20 protein-coding genes and 1 pseudogene are annotated in these 16067 nt (G+C 71.4%); 2 read left to right on the plus strand and 19 right to left on the minus strand.

What is annotated here, in order from left to right; all coding sequences use genetic code 11:
* Positions 1–24: 24 nt before the first annotated feature.
* The 4 genes from BMY97_RS22500 to BMY97_RS22515 all read right to left on the minus strand — a co-directional run bounded on the left by BMY97_RS22500 (position 25) and on the right by BMY97_RS22515 (position 3974).
* Complete coding sequence (locus BMY97_RS22500) at positions 25–1413, minus strand: glycine--tRNA ligase (RefSeq protein ID WP_091619250.1); 1389 nt, start codon at positions 1411–1413, stop codon at positions 25–27.
* A gap of 96 nt (positions 1414–1509) precedes the next feature.
* Positions 1510–2148 (minus strand): class F sortase, encoded by a 639-nt coding sequence (locus BMY97_RS22505; protein ID WP_091619252.1) that lies wholly within the window; start codon positions 2146–2148, stop codon positions 1510–1512.
* An 87-nt stretch (positions 2149–2235) separates the two neighbouring features.
* Positions 2236–2874 (minus strand): class F sortase, encoded by a 639-nt coding sequence (locus tag BMY97_RS22510; protein ID WP_091619254.1) that lies wholly within the window; start codon positions 2872–2874, stop codon positions 2236–2238.
* Positions 2875–2876: 2 nt separating this feature from the next.
* Positions 2877–3974: a hypothetical protein gene (locus tag BMY97_RS22515; RefSeq protein ID WP_091619256.1), complete on the minus strand. Its 1098-nt coding sequence runs from the start codon at positions 3972–3974 to the stop codon at positions 2877–2879.
* A gap of 297 nt (positions 3975–4271) precedes the next feature.
* Between BMY97_RS22515 and BMY97_RS22520 the strand changes: the two genes are divergently transcribed.
* The gene (locus BMY97_RS22520; RefSeq protein ID WP_091619258.1) at positions 4272–4655 is read left to right on the plus strand and encodes an ArsR/SmtB family transcription factor; all 384 of its coding nucleotides are present in this window, start codon (positions 4272–4274) and stop codon (positions 4653–4655) included.
* The gene (locus BMY97_RS22525; protein ID WP_091619260.1) at positions 4652–5074 is read left to right on the plus strand and encodes a Fur family transcriptional regulator; all 423 of its coding nucleotides are present in this window, start codon (positions 4652–4654) and stop codon (positions 5072–5074) included. The genes BMY97_RS22520 and BMY97_RS22525 overlap by 4 nt, the downstream gene beginning before the upstream one ends.
* Before the next feature lie 23 nt (positions 5075–5097).
* Here the strand turns inward: BMY97_RS22525 and BMY97_RS22530 are convergent, their stop codons facing one another.
* From BMY97_RS22530 to BMY97_RS48505, 15 genes and pseudogenes are all read right to left on the minus strand, one after another.
* Positions 5098–5880 carry a TIGR03943 family putative permease subunit gene (locus BMY97_RS22530; RefSeq protein WP_091619261.1) on the minus strand — a complete coding sequence of 261 codons (783 nt, stop codon included), beginning with the start codon at positions 5878–5880 and terminating at the stop codon, positions 5098–5100.
* A complete protein-coding gene (locus tag BMY97_RS22535; RefSeq protein WP_091619263.1) occupies positions 5877–6896 on the minus strand; it encodes a permease in 1020 nt (339 codons plus the stop codon). The genes BMY97_RS22530 and BMY97_RS22535 overlap by 4 nt, the downstream gene beginning before the upstream one ends.
* A gap of 134 nt (positions 6897–7030) precedes the next feature.
* Entirely contained in the window at positions 7031–7459 is a 429-nt protein-coding gene (locus BMY97_RS22540) for a hypothetical protein (protein WP_091619265.1), read from the minus strand.
* Complete coding sequence (locus BMY97_RS22545; protein WP_091619267.1) at positions 7456–8307, minus strand: isoprenyl transferase; 852 nt, start codon at positions 8305–8307, stop codon at positions 7456–7458. The genes BMY97_RS22540 and BMY97_RS22545 overlap by 4 nt, the downstream gene beginning before the upstream one ends.
* 41 nt (positions 8308–8348) lie before the next feature.
* Entirely contained in the window at positions 8349–9110 is a 762-nt protein-coding gene (gene recO, locus BMY97_RS22550) for a DNA repair protein RecO (protein ID WP_091619269.1), read from the minus strand.
* A 49-nt stretch (positions 9111–9159) separates the two neighbouring features.
* A complete protein-coding gene (locus BMY97_RS22555; protein ID WP_091619270.1) occupies positions 9160–9639 on the minus strand; it encodes a CD225/dispanin family protein in 480 nt (159 codons plus the stop codon).
* A 70-nt stretch (positions 9640–9709) separates the two neighbouring features.
* Positions 9710–10945, minus strand: coding sequence for an RDD family protein (locus tag BMY97_RS22560; protein WP_091619272.1), 1236 nt, complete (start codon positions 10943–10945; stop codon positions 9710–9712).
* 209 nt (positions 10946–11154) lie between these two features.
* Entirely contained in the window at positions 11155–11604 is a 450-nt protein-coding gene (locus tag BMY97_RS22565; protein WP_091619274.1) for a DUF2752 domain-containing protein, read from the minus strand.
* Positions 11601–11942 (minus strand): CD225/dispanin family protein, encoded by a 342-nt coding sequence (locus tag BMY97_RS22570; protein ID WP_091619276.1) that lies wholly within the window; start codon positions 11940–11942, stop codon positions 11601–11603. Before BMY97_RS22570 ends, BMY97_RS22565 begins: the two co-directional genes overlap by 4 nt.
* Before the next feature lie 26 nt (positions 11943–11968).
* Entirely contained in the window at positions 11969–12295 is a 327-nt protein-coding gene (locus BMY97_RS22575; RefSeq protein ID WP_091619278.1) for a CD225/dispanin family protein, read from the minus strand.
* Between the two features lie 170 nt (positions 12296–12465).
* A complete protein-coding gene (era, locus tag BMY97_RS22580; RefSeq protein WP_091619280.1) occupies positions 12466–13365 on the minus strand; it encodes a GTPase Era in 900 nt (299 codons plus the stop codon).
* Positions 13365–13700: a cytidine deaminase gene (locus BMY97_RS22585; protein WP_091619282.1), complete on the minus strand. Its 336-nt coding sequence runs from the start codon at positions 13698–13700 to the stop codon at positions 13365–13367. Before BMY97_RS22585 ends, era begins: the two co-directional genes overlap by 1 nt.
* Positions 13693–15045 carry a hemolysin family protein gene (locus tag BMY97_RS22590; RefSeq protein WP_091619284.1) on the minus strand — a complete coding sequence of 451 codons (1353 nt, stop codon included), beginning with the start codon at positions 15043–15045 and terminating at the stop codon, positions 13693–13695. Before BMY97_RS22590 ends, BMY97_RS22585 begins: the two co-directional genes overlap by 8 nt.
* Before the next feature lie 10 nt (positions 15046–15055).
* Positions 15056–15607, minus strand: a complete 552-nt coding sequence (gene ybeY, locus BMY97_RS22595) for an rRNA maturation RNase YbeY (protein ID WP_091619286.1) — start codon at positions 15605–15607, stop codon at positions 15056–15058.
* Positions 15604–15936 (minus strand): annotated as a pseudogene (locus BMY97_RS48505) (PhoH family protein); the annotation flags it as partial. The pseudogene BMY97_RS48505 and the gene ybeY, both read right to left, overlap by 4 nt.
* Positions 15937–16067 lie beyond the last annotated feature (131 nt).

The following is a 16067-nucleotide window of genomic DNA, read 5'->3' on the forward strand; positions in this document are numbered from 1 at the left end:
GGAAGGGCCGTCAGCGGAAAAGCGTCAGCAGCCGATCAGCCGCGCGCCCAGGTAGGACTCCACCTGGTCGATCGCGATGCGTTCCTGCTTCATGCTGTCACGCTCGCGGATCGTGACCGCGTTGTCTTCGAGGGTGTCGAAGTCCACGGTGACGCAGTACGGCGTGCCGATCTCGTCCTGGCGGCGGTAGCGGCGGCCGATGGCCTGGGCGTCGTCGAAGTCGACGTTCCAGTGCTTGCGCAAGGTGGCCGCGAGGTCGCGGGCCTTGGGCGAGAGGTCGGCGTTGCGCGACAGAGGCAGGACCGCCGCCTTGTACGGCGCGAGGCGCGGGTCCAGGTGCAGGACCGTGCGCTTGTCCATGCCGCCCTTGGCGTTCGGGACCTCTTCTTCCTCGTACGCGTCGACGAGGAACGCCATCATCGAACGGCCGACGCCCGCCGCCGGCTCGATCACGAACGGGCGGTAGCGCTGGCCCGAGGCCTGATCGAAGAACGACAGGTCCACACCCGAGTGGTTCGAGTGCGTGGTGAGGTCGAAATCGGTGCGGTTCGCGATGCCTTCGAGCTCGCCCCACTCCTGGCCCGCGTTGAACGCGAAGCGGTACTCGATGTCGACGGTGCGCTTCGCGTAGTGCGAGAGCTTTTCCTTCGGGTGCTCGAAATGGCGCAGGTTCTCGGCCTTGATGCCGAGGTCCTTGTACCACTCGGTGCGCGTGTCGATCCAGTACTGGTGCCAGGTCTCGTCCTCGCCCGGCTCGACGAAGAACTCCATCTCCATCTGCTCGAACTCACGCGTGCGGAAGATGAAGTTGCCCGGCGTGATCTCGTTGCGGAAGGACTTGCCGACCTGGCCGATGCCGAACGGCGGCTTCTTCCGCGACGCCTGCTGCACGTTGTTGAAGTTCACGAAGATGCCCTGCGCGGTCTCCGGGCGGAGGTAGGCCAGGCCCTCCTCGGACTCGACCGGGCCGAGGTAGGTCTTCAGCATCATGTTGAAGTCGCGCGGCTCGGTGTACTTGCCGCGGGTGCCGCAGTTCGGGCACGGCACGTCGGACAGGTCGTCCTCCGACGTCTCCTTGCCGGTGCGCTCCGAGTACTCCTCGGCGAGCTGGTCGGCACGGAACCGCTTGTGGCACGAAAGGCACTCGATCAGCGGGTCGGTGAACACGTTCACGTGACCGGAGGCGACCCAGACCTGGCGCGGCAGGATGACCGACGAGTCGAGGCCGACCACGTCCTCGCGGCCCTGCACCATGGTCTTCCACCACTGGCGCTTGATGTTGTCCTTCAGCTCCACGCCGAGCGGCCCGTAGTCCCACGCCGACCTGGTGCCGCCGTAGATCTCCCCCGACGGGAAGACGAAGCCACGGCGCTTGCACAGACTGACGACGGTTTCGATGGTGTTGGCGGGCACTCCACGCTCCGGACGCATGCGGGGACGGTTATCGGACTTAGAACGTCCAGCCTATCCGGCCGCCCCCGCGGCACCTCCGGCGGTGCTCAGGAGGGCTCAGGGCCGGGTCACCAGCTCGGCCGTGGCGACGCGGTTGTCGTCGTAGCCCTCGGTGCCGCCGACGTAGTCGCCACCACAGGTGACGAGCACCAGCCGGTGCGGCCCGTCGGGGGAAAACAGCTTCTCCGACTCCGCGGCGAGGCCCGACTTGTGGATCGTGCGGACGTCGTCGACCCGGTAGCCCCACTGCGCGCCCGCGGTGTCCGTGACAGTGACCGTCTGGCCCGCCTTCACCTGCCACAGCTGGTCGAACGGGCCGGTCTTGCCCTTCCAGTTGACGTGGCCGGAGAACAGCGTGACGCCCTTGTCCGCGCCCAGCCCGGAGCCCCACCACGCGGCCTCGTCCAGGCTTTGCGGGATGACCAGCGCGCCGTCGGCGCCGACGTCCTCGGCCACCAGCTTCGCGCTGCCACCGGCGGGCAGGCGGACCGTGCCGGGCGTCGTCCCGGGGTCGGCCTGCGGCTGCTGCCCGCCCTGGCCGGCGGGCTGCTGCTGTGACGACGGCGTGGGTCCGGCCGCGGCGACCTGGTCGGCCTGCCCGCACCCGGTGGCCAGCGCGGCCACCACCGCGGCCCCGATCGCCAGCCGCGCCCACCGCCGCGAGCCCGTCACGGCCTGTTCCTGTGTCCCCTGCATCGTGCTCCCTGGTTCGGCGTGTACTCGCCGGGAGACATGCCGCGGGACGCGCGGCGGGTTGCACCGAGTTGGCGCGCCGCGCGGGTCTCAGTCCGGGCGCGACACCAGGTTCGCCGTCACGATCCGGTTCTCGTCGTAGCCCTCGCTGCCGCCGACGTAGTCCCCGCCGCAGGTGACGAGTACCAGGCGGTGCGGGCCGCTTTGCGCGAACCACTGCGGGGCCTGCGCGGGCAGCTGGCCCTTCCCCACGGTCACGGCGCCGGTCACGCGGTAGAGCCACCGGCCGCCGGAGGAGTCGACGATGCTCACGTTGTCCCCGGTGCGGATCCGCCAGAGGACGTCGAACGGCCCTTTCGTGCCGGCCCAGTTGACGTGGCCGGACAGCACGGCGGCGCCCTGCTCGGCGCCGAGCCGGGCGCCCCACCACGCGGCGTCGCCGAGCCCGCGCGGGATCGGCAGCACGCCGTCGTGGGTCACCTCGGTGCGCACCAGCCGCGCCGCGGAGCCGTCCGGCAGCTGGACGGTGCCGGGCCGCTGCTGCCCCACCGGGGAGTTGTCGGCGGGCAGCACGGCGGGCGCGCCGTCTTCGCCGGGCAGCGAGCCCGGTGGGGGCTCGGCCGCCGCGACCGGCGCCGGGGCGGGGGCCCACGTCAGCACCACCACACCCGCGGCCAGCGCGAGCACGGCGACCACCGAGAACACCACGGTGAGCGCGCGGTGCAGCACGGCTACTCGCCGCGGGAGCGGGCCACGCGACGGCGGCCCAGCCAGATCGCCAGCGCGCCGAACACGAGGCCGCCGCCCAGCAGGCCGATGCCGATCGGCACCCGCGGGTCGCTCCGCGGCGCCGCCGCGGCACTGCCGAGGTAACCGGCCGGGACCTCGGTCGGCACGGACGGCTGGTTCACGGTCGCCCCGCCGCTGGTGCCGCCGGAGGCCAGCGCGACGAAGTTCTTCGGGATCGAGCAGCTGACCCCGCCCAGCACCATGGTCGTGGACACGTCCTGCAGCTGGGCGTTGGCCGCGTTGCGCACGTGCGTGGTGACCTCGACCCGCCAGCCGGCCACGGCCGTGACGTCGCCGCCGCGCCAGCCGTCCTGCTTGATCAGCTGGTCGAACGTCGACACTCGGGACACCTCGATGTCGGACAGCGTGGTGGCGTGGTCGGCCTGCGGGACGGCGCCGGGAGCGCCCAGGCGGAGATTGCTCACGCGCAGCGCGGCGGTGCCCGCGGGCATGGCGACCTGGCTCAGGGCGTCGTCCTGGCCGCGGACCCAGAGCCGGGCGACGTCCGTGGTGCCGCTGAGCTTCTTCGGCGCGGTGCAGTCGACGGCGCTGCGGGCGCCTTCGAGCACCAGCACGGTTTTGTCGATCGGATTGGCCCCGCCCCGGGCGTTGTCACGCAGCGCGTAGTTGGTCTCGGCGACGGCCGTCGGCACATCGGTGGCCTGCAACGCGGCGACGACGTTGTGGCTGCGGCTGGCGATGCCGGCCGGATACGGGCTCTGGCCGGCGTTGTAGGGGCCGAGGTCGATCTCGTAGTTCGGGCCGAGGGTGGCGCGCTCCCCGTCGTTCTTCGGCACGGACACGCGGTCGGCGCCGAGCTTCGACTGGCCGGGGGTCAGCGGTGAACGCTGGGTCTCGGTGATCAGCGCGCCGCCGTGCTGGGCGTCCGCGCCGAGCCGCACCGATGCGATGTTGGCGAACGAAACCGGGCCGGTTTTTTCGTCGACCCCTTGCCCGGTCTGGGCCGAAGCCGCGGCCGGCGCGAGCACCGGCAGCGCCAGGCAGACCGCCACCGCCGTCTTGGTCACGAAACGAGTCATGCTCTCCCCACTGCTTCCGGCTCACCACACGGCGGGTCGTCAGCGTACGAGAAGCGACGAAACGCCCCGCGACAACCTTGCACCGTCGGAGACGAGTTGCGAAGACGCAGTACCGGTTCGCCCCTGTCAATCCTTCACGAACTCACCCGGTCGGGTGAGCCCGGCCGGCGGGACCGGTGACTGCGCGCCGTCGCGAGGGGGAACACTACGATGGCGGTGACCGTTAGCGGTAATGACATCCGGCTTCGGAATCCGTCCCCCGGGTTCCCGGGTGACGAGACGTGACTGGAGGCAGCGATGGCCACGGCGACTTCGGGCGCTCTCTCGGCCGGCCCGATCCCCCCGGAGGCCGAGCCGCACTCGCCCGGCCGCCCCGCCGCCGTCCCGCCCGGCGCGCCGGCGGGCATCCTCGCCGACGCCGGCGACCTGCTGCGCGCGCTGGCCGCGCCGGTCCGGATCGCGATCGTGCTGCAGCTGCGGGAGTCGGACCGCTGCGTGCACGAGCTGGTGGACGCCCTCGACGTCGCGCAGCCGCTGATCAGCCAGCACCTGCGCGTGCTGAAGACCGCGGGCGTGGTGGAGGGCGAGCGGCGCGGCCGTGAGGTCGTGTACCGCCTGGTGGACGACCACCTGGCCCACATCGTCGTCGACGCGGTCGCCCACGTGCAGGAAGGAAAATGACGATGACCTCGGCTCCGGCCCCGGTGCCCGGCCGCCGCTCGACCAAGCAGCGCACGGCGGTGGTGGATCTGCTCAACACCGTCGACGACTTCCGCTCGGCCCAGGAACTGCACGACGAGCTGCGCAAACGCGGCGACGGCATCGGCCTGACCACGGTCTACCGCACCCTGCAGTCGCTCTCGGAGGCCGGCGAGATCGACGTGCTCCGCACCGACTCGGGCGAGGCCATCTACCGCCGCTGCTCCTCCCACCACCACCATCACCTGGTCTGCCGCGTGTGCGGCCGCACGGTGGAGGTCGAGGGCCCCGCCGTCGAGCGCTGGGCCGAGAAGATCGCCTCGGAGAACGGGTTCTCCGACATCAGCCACACGGTCGAGATCACCGGCACCTGCGGCGAGCACGCAGTCAGCGCCCGCTAGACCCGGCCCGAGCGCCGCGAGAGTCAGTACTCGTACGGGTCCTTCGGCGCCGGGATCCGCTCGACCGTCGCCAGGGTCAGGTCCGGGGTGTAGCTGTTGGCCTCGCTCGCGGTGCCGGGCACGACCTGGCCGGTCACCTGAAGCCAGGTGTCGCTCGCGAAGCGATCGGCCTCGCCGCCTTTCAGGTGGACGGTGACGGGTGAGGCGTCCGCGGCGCAGCAGCTGATCACCAGCCGAGCGAGCAGCGTCTGGCCGCCGGCGTGGACGACGAACCCGGTCATGGACACGGTGCGGCCGTTCAGCGTGCCGTTCGAATCCCAGCCGGCGCGGCTGACCACCTCGTTCATCGCCATCGGCACCACCGCGCCCACGGGCAGCGGCGGGAACGCGGCGGCGGACGTGCTGGCGGCGCTCTGCGGCACCCGGGCTTCCGTGCGGGTCACCGAATCCGCGCCCAGCGCGGGCGGCGCCACCAGGAACACCGCGAGCACCGGCACCACCAGCAGCCACGCGGACCGCACGGTGTGGCTGTGCCCGTGGCCGTCGTCGACGTGGGGACCGTGGGCGTGGCCGTCCTCGGCACCGTGGTCCGGGCCCGCCGCGGCGGCCGCACGGGCCGTGGCGCGCGCCGACAGGACGTCACTCACGATCGCGACGCCGCCGAGCACCAGCATCACCGCGCCGCCGAGGATGATCCACGCCTGCTGCGAAGGCTTGACGTAACGCAGGTAGTCGCCGTTCAGCGCGATCTTCACCAGCGCGCCGCCGAGCAGGATCAGCAGCACGTTCTGCGTCTCGCGCCTCATCGCCCGCCCCCCAGCACCAGCAGCCCGGCCACCGTGCCGCAGGCCAGCGCCACAGCGAACGTCACCGGCGCGAACCGCGCGGCGAACGAGCGGCCGAAAGTGCCTGCCTGCAAGGCGAACAGCTTGACGTCGATGGCCGGACCGACCACCAGGAACACCAGCTTCGGCAGCATCGGCACGGCCGTCAGCGAAGCCGCCACGAACGCGTCCGCCTCACTGCACAGCGCGAGCACCACGGCCAGCACCGCCATCACCAGCACCCCGACCACGACCTGGTCCGACAGCACGCCGAACCACTTCTGCGGCACCAGCACGTTCAGCGTCGAGGAGATCAGCGCGCCGAGGACCAGGAACCCGCCGGCCTCCACCAGATCCGTGCGCGCGGTCTCCGCGAACACTTTCCAGCGCTGTCCCGGCTCGACGTCCGGCAGCCGCCGCAACGCGCGCTCGGTGATCCAGGAAAGCTTGCCCCAGCGGGCCCAGATCCAGCCCATCACCATCGCGGTGGCGAGCGAACCGCCGAAGCGCGCCAGCACCATTTCCGGCCGCCCGGGGAACGCGACGGCCGTGGCCACCAGCACCACCGGGTTCACCGCGGGCGCGGCCAGCAGGAACGTCAGCGCGGCCGCGGGCGCGACGCCCTGGCCGATCAGCCGCCGCGCGACCGGCACCGAAGCGCACTCGCACCCGGGCAGCGCGACCCCGGCCAGCCCGGCCACGCCGACCGCGGCACCCGCCTTCTTCGGCAGCACCCGCTCCAGCACCCGCGCCGGCACGAACGCCGCGATCGCGCCGCTGATCAGGACGCCCAGCACCAGGAACGGCAGCGCCTGCACGCACACGGCCACGAACACCGTGGAGCCGGTGCGCAGCGCGGGCACGTTGAAGACGTCCTGCAGCCAGCCCTGGGCGAGGATGGCCACGAGCAGCACGGCGCACAGGATCTCGATGGAGCTGATCCGGAACCGACGGGCGCGCCGAGCCGGCTCGGTCGCGGTGTTGGAAAGGGTTTCCACGAGGCCCGATGATGCCAGTGCGTACCGACAAGATCACAGCCGCACACGTCGTGAACGGCCCCTTCACGACCGTTTTAGCGGTTTTCCGCCACAGAACACCGGTTCCGCGGGCGGCAAACCGAGCGAATCCGGACTCAGCCCTCGCTGTTCGGGAGCCCGGGCAGCTCCGCCCGCAGCTGCGACGCGGTCGACACCACGAGCATCAGCAGGGTGCCCAGCGGCGAGGGCTCCATGCCCTCGGCCGGGAACGCGTACCGCAGCGTCACGTCGAGCCCGTTGTCGGTGTGGCCGACGCCGAGCGTGCCGAACAGGCCCTGGCCCGCCCGCTCCGCGATCGCGACGGCGAGCGCCGGGTCGTCGGGCAGGTCCCAGGCCACCACACAGGTCAGGCTGAGCACCGTCAGCCCCTCCGCGAGCCGCGTCGCCTGGATGACACACGGCACGTCGGCGTGGGAGAAGGTGATGGCGCCGTCGTCGTCCACGTGCACGTCGATGTACCGCTCGAGCGCCTCGCGGGCGCGGGTGAGCAGCTCACCGGTTTCGGCCGCTTCCGCGGTACTCATGACGCCTCGCCTCCGGCGGCCTCGGCCGCCTGCTTCGCCTGTTCCGCTTGGTCGACCGCCGCGCCGAACCGGCGGTCGCGCTTCGCGAACTCCAGGCAGGCGCGCCACAGGTGCGTCCGGTCGAAGTCCGGGAACAGGGTGTCCTGGTAGACCATCTCGGCGTACGCGGACTGCCACAGCAGGAAGTTCGACGTCCGCTGCTCGCCCGAGGGCCGCAGGAACAGGTCGACGTCCGGCATTTCCGGCTGGTACAGGTACTTCCCGATGGTGCGCTCGTCGATCTTGTCCGGGTTGAGCTTGCCCGCGGCCACGTCCTGGCCGATCCGGCGCATGGCGTCGCCCAGCTCGGCGCGGCCGCCGTAGTTGACGCACATGGTCATGTTGAGCGCCGTGTTGTCCTTGGTCTTCTCCTCGGCGACCTGGAGTTCCTTGATCACGCTCGCCCACAGCTTCGGCCGCCGCCCGGCCCAGCGGATGCGCACGCCGATCGAGCCGAGGTAGTCCACCTGACGGCGGATGGTGTCGCGGTTGAAGCCCATCAGGAACCGCACCTCTTCGGGGCTGCGCTTCCAGTTCTCCGTGGAAAACGCGTACACCGAGAGCCACTTGACGCCGATTTCGACCGCGCCGCTGGCCACGTCGATCATCACGGCCTCACCGCGCTTGTGCCCCTCGATCCGGGGCAGGCCGCGCTGGTTGGCCCAGCGGCCGTTGCCGTCCATCACGAGCGCCACGTGCTTCGGGACCAGATCGCGTGGGATCTCCGGGGGCCTGGCCCCCGACGGGTGCGGCTCCGGCGCCCGCAGCTCGTAGCCCGACGCCCGGTTCTCGCGTCCCCTGCGCAGCACTTCGCGCCTCCCTGAAGAGTGAACTTCGTACCGACAGGACCCTACTTGCCCGGTGCCGCGACCTCCCGGGCGCGCCGCTCCACCAGCGGCAGCGAACGGAGCTGGCGTTCCAGATGCCACTGCAGATGGGCCGCGACCAGCCCGGACGCGTCGCGGCGGGTGACGCCGGGCGCCGCCTCGGCCACCGGCCACTCGCCGTGCAGCAGGGCTTCGAGCAGGATCAGCACCTCAGGCGCGGGGTGTACCGAGCCGGCCAGCCGGCAGTCCGGGCACATCGAGCCGCCCGCGGCGACGTTGAACGCGGCGTGCGGGCCCGGCAGCCCGCAGCGGGCGCACTCGGTGATGGCGGGCGCCCAGCCGGCGTAGGACATGGCGCGGAGGAAAAACGCGTCGAGCACCAGTGAGGGGTCGCGTTCGCCGCCCGCGAGCGCGCGCAGGGCGCCGACGGCCAGGAGGTACAGCTTGAGCACCGGCTCGCCCTCTTCGGCCGAAAGCCGGTCCGCCGTCTCCGCGATGGCGCTGGCCGCGGTGTAGCGCTGGTAGTCGGCGACCAGCGGCAGCGCGAACGCGTCCACGGTCTCGACCTGGGTGATCACATCGAGCGTGCGGCCGGTGTAGAACTGCACGTCGACGTGGCCGAAGGGCTCCAGCCGGGCGCCGAACCGCGACGAGGTACGGCGCACGCCCTTGGCGACGGCGCGGACCTTGCCGTGCCGCCGGGTCAGCAGGGTGATGATCCGGTCGGCCTCACCCAGCTTGTGCGTGCGCAGCACCACTCCGGTGTCGCGGTAGAGGTTCACCACCCCGACATCGTCCCACTTCCGGGCGACATCGAGGTGGTGACACCCTGGTTCAGCAGTAGTAGCCGCTGCAGTACGTGCTCACCGACGCGGCGGCCACGATCGAGATGATGATCATGATGATCGCGAACACCCAGCCGACCGCGCCGATGATCGTGGCGATCAGGCACAGCGTCTTCGTGCTCTGCGACGCCTGCTGGGCCATCGCGTAGTTGCCCTGCATCTTGTAAGTGCGGACCTCGTTGGACTTCATGATGGCGAAGATCGCGATGATCCACATCAGGAAGATGCAGCCGATCGCCCAGCCCTTGTAGTCCTTGATCTCGTTCATGTCGCCGCCGGGCATGCCCATGCCCGGGCCGCCGCCGTACGCGGGCTGGCCGAACGGAGCCGGCTGGCCGTACTGGCCCTGCGGGGCGCCGTAGGGGGCGGGCATGCCGCCGGACGGCGTGCCATAACCCGGCTGCTGCGGCTGCTGGCCGTAGGGCGGCTGCTGGCCGTAAGGCTGCTGCTGACCGTAGGGATTGGTCATGACTGGATTACCCCAACTTCTCGTGGTTCCCCGGCGAGCTCCCCCCGCCGCGGGTCTTCGGGTGGACGCGTCAGTGCTGGCCGGGCTGGCCGGGCTCGCCCGGCGGGATGTTCGGCGCCTGCTCGGACTGCCCCGGCCTCAGCATCTGCGTCCGCTCGGCCGCGTCGGACTCGCTGCCCGCGGGCTGGCCCGGCTTGATCATCTGGGTCGGCTCGGCCTGCTCGAAGCCGGACGCGCCCGGCTGCTCGAACCCGCCGCTCGGCGGCTGCTGCGGGGCGAACGGCTGCGGGGCCTGCGGCTGGCCGAAGCCGCCGGACTGCTGCGGCTGACCGTACGGCGGCTGACCCGGCTGACCCGGCTGCGGCTGACCGGGCTGCCCCGGCTGGCCGAATCCGCCCGGCTGCTGGCCGTACGGCTGACCCGGCTGCGGCTGGCCGAAGCCCGGCTGCTGGCCCGGCTGACCGGGCTGACCGGGCTGACCCGGCGGCGGGAACCCGACGGCGCCGAGCGGCTGCGGTCCCGGCTGGCCGAAGCCCGGCTGCCCGTACGGGGCCGACGCCGACGCGGCGTCCGCGGGCACGACGATGGTGCCGATGATCTTGTCGGAGAAGGTCTGGGACTTGGCGTCCCACAGCGGCCAGAGGAAGCCGAGGTAGCAGATCGCGTTGTCGAGGATGTGCGCGAGATCGCGGACGAACGCCATGCCGGGCCCGACCGGCTGGCCGCTGTCCTCGCGGATCAGCTTGATGCCGAGTATCCGCTTGCCCAGCGACTGGCCGGTGGTGCCGGCGGTGATCCAGCGGTTGTAGACGGTCCAGCCGAGGAAGCCGAGGATCGCGACGAAGTAGACGATCGTGCCCGCGGTGGTGCTCGCGATCATGACCAGGACGGCCACGATGATGCCCACGAGCAGCGGCGCGACGTCGATCAGGTAGGCGCCCGCGCGCTGGCCCCAGTTGGCGTAACCGCCGGGCGGCGCGAACTGGGTCGGTGCCCCGTACGGCTGGCCGAACGCCGGCTGCCCGTAACCCGGCTGCTGGCCGAAGCCGCCGGGCTGCTGGCCGTAGCCCGGCTGTCCCGGGGCCTCGGGCTGGCCGAAACCGCCCGGCTGGCCGTAACCACCCGGCTGGCCGGGGGCTTCCGGCTGGCCGAACCCACCGGGCTGTCCCGGCTGGGGGAAGCCGCCGGACGGCGGTTGCTGGCCGAAGCCACCCTGCTGCTGGCCGTACGGCGGCTGGGCCGGCGGCTGGCCGAAGGGCGGCTGGCCCTGCGGCTGGCCGGTGGGCTGGCCGTAGGGATCGGTCATCGGGTACTCCCCCTCGCTCGTCGTTCGCCCGCGCGGTGCCTCGCGCGCCGGGCGCCGGCCGTGCTCGCCCGAGTCCCTGGTGGACAGGCCGGTGCGCGGGAGCGTACTCGGTCCCGGCCCGGACGGCCCGGGTAGGCGCCCGCAGCCGCGGACGTGTCGGACTCCTGCGACGGGCGCGGGCCCGCGCCGGTTCCACTCGCGGGGAAACTTCAGACGAACAAGCCGGTGAACGGCGGAAACGGCAGGTTGCGAACGACGAACCAGAGGCAGAACACGATGCCCACCACCAGCGGGGTGCGCCGCCAGTGCAGCCACGACCGGACGGCGCGGCCGCGGAGCCTGCCGAGCGTCCACGCGGCCCCGCTCCAGGCGAGCAGCACGAGGAACACCAGCGAGACGGCGTTGTAGTGCAGCGCCCCGGCGAAGTCCCCGTGCATCACGCTGTACGCCATGCGCATGCCGCCGCAGCCGGGGCAGTCGATCCCGAACAGGTACTTGGTGGGGCACACCGGGAGCGGCCCGCCCGGGGTGGTCGGGTCGCCCAGCCACACGGCCGCGCAGCAGACGCCAAGGCCCGCGATCACGGCGGCCGGCGGCGCGAGGGCTCGCGCTTTCGCACGCAGCCCCCGCGCCGGGAGTCCTGTGTAGACGGTCGTCATGGCGTGTAGGTCGAAGCCGAGACACCGACGATGACGACCATCACCACGATGAAGACGATGTACAGCAGCAGGAGGATCCCGGTCGTGATGGCCGACCACATGGCCCACTTGCGCGCGTCGGCCGCTGCCTTGTGCGCCTCCGCGTGGAACCCCTGGAACCACAGGCTGTTGACCTGGCTGGACTTCACGATCGAGACGATGCCCAGCGGCAGGCAGCACAGCACCGTGCTGAGGATGGCCCACACCAGGTTGTTGTCCGGTGGCGGGCCGTAGCTCGGTGGTCCGTAGCCCGGCGGGCCGTAGTACGGGCCGCCGGGCGGTGGGTACGGGCCGGTCATGGGAATCCCCCTGCTGCTGTTCGCCGTCAGTACGTGGAGACGCTACCGCCGAAGGTGAGTGCACCCGTGACGGACAGGATCACGGCGATCACGATCCAGATCACGCCGATCACCGCCGAAATGATGGCCCATTTCTTCGCCGACTGCGCGGCCTCCTGCGCCGCCGCGCCCTGTCCCTGCGCCCACAGGCCGTTCACCTTCGCGGCCTGGACGATCGACACGATGCCGAACGGCAGGCAGCAGAAGATGGTCGTGAGAATGGCCCACACGAGGTTGTTCGACGGCGGCGGGCCGGGCTGGTACCCGCCCTGCTGGCCGCCGGAGTAAGGGGGCAGGCCCTGGTCACTGGTCATGATGGGTGCGAACCTTCCTGGTGCTTCGGTGGTTGCCTCCGCCGTTGCCCGATCAACGGCTTTCGGCACGAAGCTGCGACGTTAGGCGCCGCTGCCCGGTTCCCGCCGAGGAAAGCCGCACTCGCGATCGAATCGAGACCCGGTGGTCATCGATCGTTTCGCGCACCGGCTCAGAAGCCGAGCCGCCGCAGCTGGCGCGGGTCGCGCTGCCACTCTTTGGCCACCTTCACGTGCAGGTCGAGGTAAACTTTCGAGCCCAGCAGGCCCTCGATCTGCCGGCGCGCCGAAGCACCCACTTCACGCAGCCGCTCGCCCTTGTGGCCGAGGATGATGCCCTTCTGGCTCGGCCGCTCCACGTAGAGGAACGCGTGCACGTCGATCATGTCGTCGCGGCCCTCGTGCGGCAGCATCTCTTCGACCGTGACGGCGATGGAGTGCGGCAGCTCGTCGCGGACGCCCTCCAGCGCGGCCTCGCGGATCAGCTCGGCCACCAGCGTCTGCTCGGGCTCGTCGGTGAGCTCGCCGTCCGGGTAGAGCTGCGGGCCCTCGGGCAGCCGGGCCACGAGCAGGTCGGCCACCGTCTGCACCTGGAAACCGTCCACAGCGGACACCGGCACCAGGTCGGCGAACTCCATCACCTCCTGCAGCGCCAGCAGTTGCTCGGCGACCTGCTCCGGCGGCACGAGGTCAGTCTTGGTGACGATGCCGATCACCGGCGTCCGCTTGGCGATCTTCGTCAGCTCGGCGGCGATGAACCGGTCGCCGGGGCCGACCTTCTCGTCCGCCGGCACACACAGGCCGACAACGTCCACTTCGGACCAGGTCGAGTGCACGATGTCGTTGAGCCGCTGGCCCAGCAGGGTTCGCGGGCGGTGCAGGCCGGGCGTGTCGATGATGACCAGCTGCGCGTCCTCACGGTGCACGATGCCGCGGATCGCGTGCCGGGTGGTCTGCGGCTTGCTGGAGGTGATGGCGACCTTCGAGCCCACGAGCGCGTTGGTGAGCGTCGACTTCCCCGCGTTGGGCCTGCCGACGAAGCAGGCGAAACCCGAGCGGTGCGGCGCGGCCATCAGGCGAGCACCTCGACGACGTTGCCGTCCGGGTCGGCGAGGACGATCGGGGCCGTCTTCGCGAGGTCTCGCACGGCGTTCACCGAAGCCTCCTGGACCAGCGCATCGGCGGTGACGACGGCAGCCGCTTCGAGTCCTTCGGCCCCGCTCGACAGCGCCGCGGCCACGGCGGCCTGCAGCGCGGTCAGCTTGAACGAGGGCTGGTCGACGGTCGCGGCCGCATACGTCCGGCCGTCGGTGTCGCGCACGGCGGCACCTTCCGCCGTGCGCACGCGGGCCCGCGACGACCGGGCCAGTGTGACGAGCTTCTGGTCCTCGGCGTCGAGGTCAGGCATGTTCGACTCTCCTGTCGCGTTCTTCGGGCTGGGGCACCCTGGTGCGGCGGCGCGCACCGGATTCGGTCACCGCCTCGGCGTCGGCCGGGTGCACCACCACCGAGGTGATCCGCATCCGGCCGCGCCGGTCCTTGCCGCCTTCGGCGAACAGCCGGAGGCCGGCGACCTCGGCTTCGGCCCCCGGCAGGGGGACGCGGCCCAGCCGCTCCGCGAGCAGGCCGCCCACGGTCTCCACGTCGTGGTCTTCTTCGAGGTCGATCCCGAACAGCTCGCCGAGGTCGTCGATGCCGAGGCGGGACGACACCCGCACGGCGCCGCCGTCGAGCTCCTCGACCTCGGGGCGCTCGTCGGTGTCGGACTCGTCGGTGATCTCGCCGACGATCTCTTCGAGGATGTCCTCGATGCTCAGCAGGCCCGCGGTGCCGCCGTACTCGTCCACCGCGATCGCCATGTGGTGGTGCGTGCGCTGCATTTCCTTGAGCAGCTCGTCGAGCCGCTTGGAGTCGGGCACGAAGCTCGCCGGGTTCATCACCGCGTCGACGACCGTGCTCGGCCCGTCCGGGTCCATGAACGCCGGCATCAGGTCCTTGATGTTGACCACGCCGACGATGTCGTCCACCGACTCGCCGATCACCGGCACGCGGGTGAACCCGGTGCGCAGCGCGAGCGCGAGCGCCTGGCGGACGGTCTTGGTGCGCTCGATCCAGACGATCTCGGTGCGCGGCACCATCACCTCGCGCGCGACCGTGTCGCCCAGCTCGAACACCGAGTGGATCATCTCGCGCTCGGAGTCCTCGACGACGCCGCGCTCCTGCGCCAGGTCGACCAGCTCGCGCAGCTCGACCTCGGAGCTGAACGGGCCTTCGCGGAAGCCCTGGCCGGGGGTGATGGCGTTGCCGATCACGATCAGCAGCCGGGACAGCGGCCCGAGCACCGAGCCGAGGACCCGCACCAGCCCGGCGACGGCCGTGCCGACGCGGTACGGGTGCTGGCGGCCGATGGTGCGCGGGCCGACGCCGATGAGCACGTAGCTCACCACGACCATCACGACCGCGGAGAGCAGCACGGCGAGCCACAGCTCGCCGAACCAGTGCACGAACGACACCGTGACCAGCACCGTCGCGGTCAGCTCGCAGCTCAGCCGCAGCAGGAGCAGCAGGTTGATGTGGCGGCGGCGCTCGGCGACCACGGCGGCGAGCTGGCGCGCGCCGGCCCGGCCGATCCGGACCAGTCCGTCGGTGCGGGCCTGCGAAACGGTGCTGATGGCCGCGTCGGCCGCCGCGAACACCCCGGCGAGCAGCACGAGCGCGATCGCGATGACCAGCTGTGCCGTGGGACTGCCCATGACCGGCTGCCTAGGACGTTTCCCCGGCCGCGGGGGCGTCGAGGCCCGCGATGCCGAGCACGCGGTCGTCGGTGTTGCGCTGCGCGTTCTGCCGCTCCAGCTCGGCGACGGCCGCCTGGAACTCGGTGAGGATCCGCTTCTGCAGGCCGAACATCTCGCGTTCCTCGGCCGGCTCGGCGTGGTCGTAGCCGAGCAGGTGGAGCACGCCGTGGACGGTGAGCAGGTGCAGCTCGTCGATCAGCCCGTGGCCGGCCGTTTTGGCCTGGTCCTTCGCGAACGCCGGGCACAGCACGATGTCGCCGAGCAGGGCCGGCGAGGCGTCGGGTGCGTCGGGGCGGCGGGAGGAGTCCAGCTCGTCCATCGGGAAGGCCATCACGTCGGTGGGACCGGGCAGGTCCATCCACCGCTCGTGCAGGTCCTCCATCACCTCGAGCGTGACGAGCAGGATGGACAGCTCGGCGAGCGGGCTGACCTCCATCTTGTCGAGCGCGAAGCGGGCGGCCGAGACGATCGACGCCTCGTCGACGTTGACCCCGGACTCGTTGGCGATCTCGATGCTCATCGGCGGTTGCCCTTCCAGCCGCCGGCCGGCTGGTCCTGGCTGTCCTGCACGGCCTGCCACTTCTCGTAGGCGTCGACGATGTCGCCGACGAGCCGGTGCCGCACCACGTCCTGGCTGGTCAGCTCGCTGAAGTGCAGGTCTTCGACACCCTCGAGGATGTCGCGGACCACCCGCAGCCCGCTGCGCTGGCCGTTGGGCAGGTCGATCTGGGTGATGTCGCCGGTGACCACGATCTTGGCGCCGAAGCCGAGCCGGGTGAGGAACATCTTCATCTGCTCGGGCGTGGTGTTCTGCGCCTCGTCGAGGATGATGAACGCGTCGTTGAGCGTGTTGTGCGTGAGCAGGTAGTCCTCGGTGACATAAAGCGAGTCGGCCGCCGCCACCTGGATGCACACCGCCTCCGCACGACCGGCCGGTTCGATGCTCTCGATGAACCGCATCGGACGGCCCCCACCGCCGG

It is taken from the genome of Amycolatopsis saalfeldensis, from assembly GCF_900110575.1.
In the GTDB taxonomy this organism is placed as follows: Bacteria; Actinomycetota; Actinomycetes; order Mycobacteriales; family Pseudonocardiaceae; genus Amycolatopsis; species Amycolatopsis saalfeldensis.

Coding starts and splice junctions, on each gene's coding strand:
- BMY97_RS22540 (WP_091619265.1), bottom strand. CDS start 7,459: ATGAGTACCGCGGAAGCGGCCGAAACCGGTGAGCTGCTCACCCGCGCC.
- BMY97_RS22585 (WP_091619282.1), bottom strand. CDS start 13,700: ATGCCTGACCTCGACGCCGAGGACCAGAAGCTCGTCACACTGGCCCGG.
- BMY97_RS22555 (WP_091619270.1), bottom strand. CDS start 9,639: ATGACCAATCCCTACGGTCAGCAGCAGCCTTACGGCCAGCAGCCGCCC.
- BMY97_RS22590 (WP_091619284.1), bottom strand. CDS start 15,045: ATGGGCAGTCCCACGGCACAGCTGGTCATCGCGATCGCGCTCGTGCTG.
- BMY97_RS22520 (WP_091619258.1), top strand. CDS start 4,272: ATGGCCACGGCGACTTCGGGCGCTCTCTCGGCCGGCCCGATCCCCCCG.
- era (WP_091619280.1), bottom strand. CDS start 13,365: ATGGCCGCGCCGCACCGCTCGGGTTTCGCCTGCTTCGTCGGCAGGCCC.
- BMY97_RS22575 (WP_091619278.1), bottom strand. CDS start 12,295: ATGACCAGTGACCAGGGCCTGCCCCCTTACTCCGGCGGCCAGCAGGGC.
- BMY97_RS22570 (WP_091619276.1), bottom strand. CDS start 11,942: ATGACCGGCCCGTACCCACCGCCCGGCGGCCCGTACTACGGCCCGCCG.
- BMY97_RS22560 (WP_091619272.1), bottom strand. CDS start 10,945: ATGACCGATCCCTACGGCCAGCCCACCGGCCAGCCGCAGGGCCAGCCG.
- BMY97_RS22530 (WP_091619261.1), bottom strand. CDS start 5,880: ATGAGGCGCGAGACGCAGAACGTGCTGCTGATCCTGCTCGGCGGCGCG.
- BMY97_RS22565 (WP_091619274.1), bottom strand. CDS start 11,604: ATGACGACCGTCTACACAGGACTCCCGGCGCGGGGGCTGCGTGCGAAA.
- ybeY (WP_091619286.1), bottom strand. CDS start 15,607: ATGAGCATCGAGATCGCCAACGAGTCCGGGGTCAACGTCGACGAGGCG.
- BMY97_RS22525 (WP_091619260.1), top strand. CDS start 4,652: ATGACGATGACCTCGGCTCCGGCCCCGGTGCCCGGCCGCCGCTCGACC.
- BMY97_RS22515 (WP_091619256.1), bottom strand. CDS start 3,974: ATGACTCGTTTCGTGACCAAGACGGCGGTGGCGGTCTGCCTGGCGCTG.
- BMY97_RS22505 (WP_091619252.1), bottom strand. CDS start 2,148: ATGCAGGGGACACAGGAACAGGCCGTGACGGGCTCGCGGCGGTGGGCG.